This is a genomic window from Kribbia dieselivorans NBRC 106261 (genome assembly GCF_001552435.1).
GTDB lineage: Bacteria > Actinomycetota > Actinomycetes > Actinomycetales > Dermatophilaceae > Kribbia > Kribbia dieselivorans.
Genome location: NZ_BCRE01000133.1, coordinates 1 through 3,660, shown reverse-complemented (window position 1 = coordinate 3,660; position 3,660 = coordinate 1). Strand labels below are relative to the sequence as shown.

5 protein-coding genes are annotated in these 3,660 nt (G+C 69.4%); 2 read left to right on the top strand and 3 right to left on the bottom strand.

The window, feature by feature from the left end:
• Positions 1-129: 129 nt before the first annotated feature.
• Positions 130-714, top strand: a complete 585-nt coding sequence (locus KD1_RS11360; protein ID WP_245627379.1) for a murein hydrolase activator EnvC family protein — start codon at positions 130-132, stop codon at positions 712-714.
• Between the two features lie 4 nt (positions 715-718).
• Here the strand turns inward: KD1_RS11360 and KD1_RS11355 are convergent, their stop codons facing one another.
• A complete protein-coding gene (locus KD1_RS11355; RefSeq protein ID WP_068401995.1) occupies positions 719-1,636 on the bottom strand; it encodes a tyrosine recombinase XerC in 918 nt (305 codons plus the stop codon).
• 32 nt (positions 1,637-1,668) lie between these two features.
• Positions 1,669-2,208 carry a CGNR zinc finger domain-containing protein gene (locus KD1_RS11350; RefSeq protein WP_068401993.1) on the bottom strand — a complete coding sequence of 180 codons (540 nt, stop codon included), beginning with the start codon at positions 2,206-2,208 and terminating at the stop codon, positions 1,669-1,671.
• A gap of 230 nt (positions 2,209-2,438) precedes the next feature.
• Here KD1_RS11350 and KD1_RS11345 point away from each other — a divergent pair, with 230 nt between their 5' ends.
• Complete coding sequence (locus tag KD1_RS11345; protein WP_068401991.1) at positions 2,439-2,741, top strand: hypothetical protein; 303 nt, start codon at positions 2,439-2,441, stop codon at positions 2,739-2,741.
• On the opposite strand, the gene dprA is transcribed toward KD1_RS11345, so the two are convergent.
• Positions 2,731-3,660: DNA-processing protein DprA (dprA, locus tag KD1_RS11340; protein ID WP_068401989.1), on the bottom strand; the 930-nt coding region annotated here is incomplete at its 5' end. The two genes, KD1_RS11345 and dprA, sit on opposite strands and share 11 nt — an antisense overlap.

The following is a 3,660-nucleotide window of genomic DNA, read 5'->3' as shown; positions in this document are numbered from 1 at the left end:
CTCCGTGCAAACGCACGGCACTCCCCAACCTCTGATGCTTGTCCACAGCAGCGATCGCCCACACCCCGTCGTGCACAGGGTCTCGACCCGGGGTGGGCACCGCGCCCGAATCGCCGCACCGTAGGACCCATGACGAAAACACCCCGACCGCTGTCCAGGCACGTCTGCCGGCGAACCATGACGGCCGTCACGGCAGCTCTCATGGTCATGACCACGACCGCCTCGACGAGCACGGCCCAACCGCCGACGCCGACCACAACCCGCATCAGCGCCGCCACACCGACAGTTGCCACACCGACACAGACAGCATGGCGCTGGCCTCTCCACCCCCGGCCCCGCGTGGTCCGGCTCTTCGACCTCAGCAGCGGCACCTACGCCGCCGGACACCGGGGCATCGATCTGGGCACCACGCCCGGCACACCCGTCCTCGCAGTGGCCACCGGTCGCGTCACCCATGCCGGCCGCATCAACGGGCGCGGCACCGTGAGCGTGCTGCACGCAGACGGTATCCGCAGCACCTACGAACCCGTCGAACCCCGCGTCACCCGCGACCAGATGATCGCCGCCGGCACGCCACTGGGCACGATCGCCGAAGCGCCCCTGCACTGCGGCGACGTTGCCTGCCTACACCTCGGAGCGCGGCGCGGCAAGGTCTACATCGATCCGCTCGCCCTGCTCGGCGCAGCAGGGGTCCGCCTGCTTCCGGTCCCATGACGCCTCAGGCCCGGGGGTGCGCCTGACGGTACGACTGCCGCAGCCGGTCAATGGACACGTGCGTGTAGATCTGCGTCGTGGCCATCGAGGAGTGCCCGAGCAGTTCCTGGACGAGCCTGAGGTCGGCACCACCCTCGAGCAGGTGGGTCGCGGCCGAATGCCGCAGTCCGTGGGGGCTCAGGTCCGGCGCGTCCGGGACGTGTGACAAGAGCTCGTGCACGAGACTCCGCACTTGTCGCTGATCGGCCCGTCGCCCGCGGCGGCCGAGGAACAATGCTGGTCCACTCGACTCCGTCACCACGCGTGGCCTCCCCCGCTCGAGCCATTCGACGAGCGCCTCGGCGGCCGGCAGCCCAAACGGCACGGTCCGTTCCTTGTCCCCCTTGCCGATGACTCGTACGACTCGCCGGTCGAGGTCCACATCGTCGCGATCGATGCCGACCAACTCGCCGACGCGGATCCCCGTGGCGTACAGCAACTCGAGCATCGCCCGGTTGCGCAGATGAATCGGATCGTCGTCATCGGCGGCCACCATCGCCACGTCCAGCAGGTCGTGCGCATTGGTCTGCGTCAGCACGTCCGGCAGGTGCGACCGTCGTTTCGGGCTGACCAACCGCAACGCCGGGTTCTTCGCCACGTGTCCGGCCCGGGTGGCCCACCCAAAGAACGTACGTGCCGCCGCGGATCTGCGTGCCACGGTCGAGCGGGCGGCCCCCTCCCGGGACATTTCCCCCAACCAACCACGCAGATCCGCGAGCGTCACATCCGTCCACGACGACAGCCCGGCCGACTCGCACCGCGCCCAGAGATGCTCCAGATCCGACAGGTAGCCGCGAACGGTGTTCTCCGATCTGCCCTTCTCCCCGCGAAGGTGCCTGGCGAACTCCTCCACGACGACATCGGGAGCGACGGGGGCTGGCATACCAGCACCGTGACACGGACCGTCCGTCCCGATCAATCCGCCCCGCTGGTGGACGCCTTGCGGTTGGCGCGATACGTCCGAGCCCGCGCCCGGTTCTGGCACGTCACCGAGCAGTACGCCCGGCGCCCGCCCGGCGACATGTCGACGTAGGCGTCGACGCAGGTGTCGCAGGCGCACGTCCCGAGGCGACTGGCGTCGGGCTCGTCGCGCAATTGCTCGATCAGCGCCAACGTCGCGCTGGCCAACAGCGCCCGATCGGGTCGCGCGCTGTGCCAGACCTCGCGAACGGACCAGTCACGCGAGGACAGTGCCGGCTGAAGCTGGGACAGCGCCACCAGATCGTTGAGACGCTGTGCGCACTGCATGCCCGACTCTGCGGCAAAGACCGGGTGAATCAGGTTGGCCGTCTCGATCAGGGTTGCCTCGTCGGTGCCTGGAAAGTCGGCCCAGAACTCTGGGTCCCGCTCTCGGAGGCTGTCCACCGATGGGTAGGGCCGATCGGCCGTACCGCCGATCACCCGAGGCACCTCCCCCCAGTCGTTGACCAGGTCCACCAGGGAGTGCAACGGCATCGGGCGGACCTCTCCTGGAAACCGTCCAGACATCGACACCACCTCCACATAACGCTTGACACCCATGCTACACGTGATCCACAGCGCCAGATCTCCTTGTCATGATCAGTTCCATCACGCATTGACCCACTAATTCACGTGACACTAACGTCACGGACTGCTACCTTTGAATGCGTGACAAAGGCACGGACTGCACCCGCAGGACGCCAGACCCGACAGGGGAACACGTCATGACTCCTCCAACCGCCGCCTCGACCATCCGTATCACCGACCGACCGCCCCGCATCGTCTCAACCCCGGAACTGAGCAACCGCGACACCTCGAGGCCCGCCCAGCCCGGTTCGGTGAATCGCACCGACCGACCGAACCAGGGGCACCTCCAGTGGGTCCGGTCGTGGCGTGCCGTTCTCGGCTGGCTGCCCCCGGGCGGCCCCAGCGAGAGTGTCGGCGACCAGGTCGACCGCATCCCGGAGCACCGTCGCGCACGCGAGGATGCGCTGGCGATGACGCTCATGCGCAACATCAGCCGCTGACCGCAGAGGTCACCGCCTCGTCGGCCCGCCGCGCCTTCCGCCACCCGCCGGCCGGCCCACGCGTCGCCCAGCCCAGGACCTCCAACCGACCCAGCACGCTGAGCACGGTGGCCGTGGCGAACGAGGTGAGCCGGCTGAGCTCGTCCACCGTGACCTCCCGGCGGATCCGCAGCCGGTCGTGCACCCGCCGTTCCTCGGGCGACAACCCATCCAGCGGCCGATCCGCCACCACCACCTCCTCCAAGATGCCCTGCCCGGTCGGGGCCACCGCGTCGATGAGTTCCCCGGCATCGGTGATCAGCGTCGCTCCCTTCCGAATCAGATCGTGCGTCCCGGCCGATGACATGTGCGTCACCGGCCCGGGCACGGCACACAACTGACGAGACAGGGCCTCGGCCGTCCGAGCCGTGTTGAGCGCACCCGATCGGTACCCGGCCTCGACGACACACGTGCCGCTCGTCATGGCCGCGATCAGTCGGTTCCGCGCCAGGAACCGGTGCCGCAACGGGGCGAACCCCGGCGGCAATTCCGAGACAACGGCCCCGGTCGCCGCGATCGCATCGATCAGCGCGTGATGACTGCGCGGGTAGGCCTGATCCACCCCACAGGCGAGCACGGCGACCGTCGCCCCGTCCACCGCGAGCGCACCCTGATGCGCGGCGGCGTCGATCCCGAAGGCCGCCCCCGAGAACACGGTCCACCCGCGATCGGCCACGCCGGCGGCCAGCTCTCGCGCCTGTTGCTCGCCGTACGACGTCGCCGCCCGCGACCCGACCATCGCCACCGCCCGGCGCGACGCCTCACCGAGGTCCAGCGGTCCGCGCACCCACAGACAGTGCGGAGCGCCGTGCGCCGGCCCGGCGATCCGGTCCAGATCGTGCAACCCGGCCGGCCACTGCTCATCGGCGGGGGTGAGCAG

Bases quoted from the DNA above. Each gene is read 5' to 3' on its own strand.
- KD1_RS11360 (WP_245627379.1), top strand. From the start codon at position 130: ATGACGAAAACACCCCGACCGCTGTCCAGGCACGTCTGCCGGCGAACC.
- KD1_RS11355 (WP_068401995.1), bottom strand. From the start codon at position 1,636: ATGCCAGCCCCCGTCGCTCCCGATGTCGTCGTGGAGGAGTTCGCCAGG.
- KD1_RS11350 (WP_068401993.1), bottom strand. From the start codon at position 2,208: ATGCCGTTGCACTCCCTGGTGGACCTGGTCAACGACTGGGGGGAGGTG.
- KD1_RS11345 (WP_068401991.1), top strand. From the start codon at position 2,439: ATGACTCCTCCAACCGCCGCCTCGACCATCCGTATCACCGACCGACCG.